Source organism: Candidatus Propionivibrio aalborgensis, assembly GCF_900089945.1.
Classification (GTDB): domain Bacteria; phylum Pseudomonadota; class Gammaproteobacteria; order Burkholderiales; family Rhodocyclaceae; genus Propionivibrio; species Propionivibrio aalborgensis.
On record NZ_FLQY01000305.1, the window covers coordinates 1 to 287 of the forward strand.

The 287-nt window shown below is 55.7% G+C and carries 1 protein-coding gene; it reads left to right on the forward strand.

The window, feature by feature from the left end; genetic code table 11:
* Positions 1 to 287 (forward strand): phospholipase D-like domain-containing protein (locus tag PROAA_RS13425; RefSeq protein WP_245664281.1); only part of this gene is annotated, 287 nt, incomplete at both ends.

Consider the following 287-nt stretch of genomic DNA (forward strand, 5'->3'; position numbering starts at 1 on the left):
GTGAATCTGGTTTTGCCGGCCAGGTCCAATCACCGGTTGGCCGATTTTGTGCGGCATCGCCAGTTGCGGGATCTGGTTGCCGCCGGGGGCAAGGTCTGGCTGTTCCCGCGCATGATTCACGCCAAGCTCGTATTGATTGACGAAGAACTGGCCCTTGCCGGATCGGCCAATCTTGACGGGCGAAGTCTTTTCCTCAATTACGAGATGATGGTTGCCTTTTACGATCACAAGGCCGTTCACGACTTTTCGCAGTGGATCGAAGTGCGACGTCTGGAATCCGTTCCCTA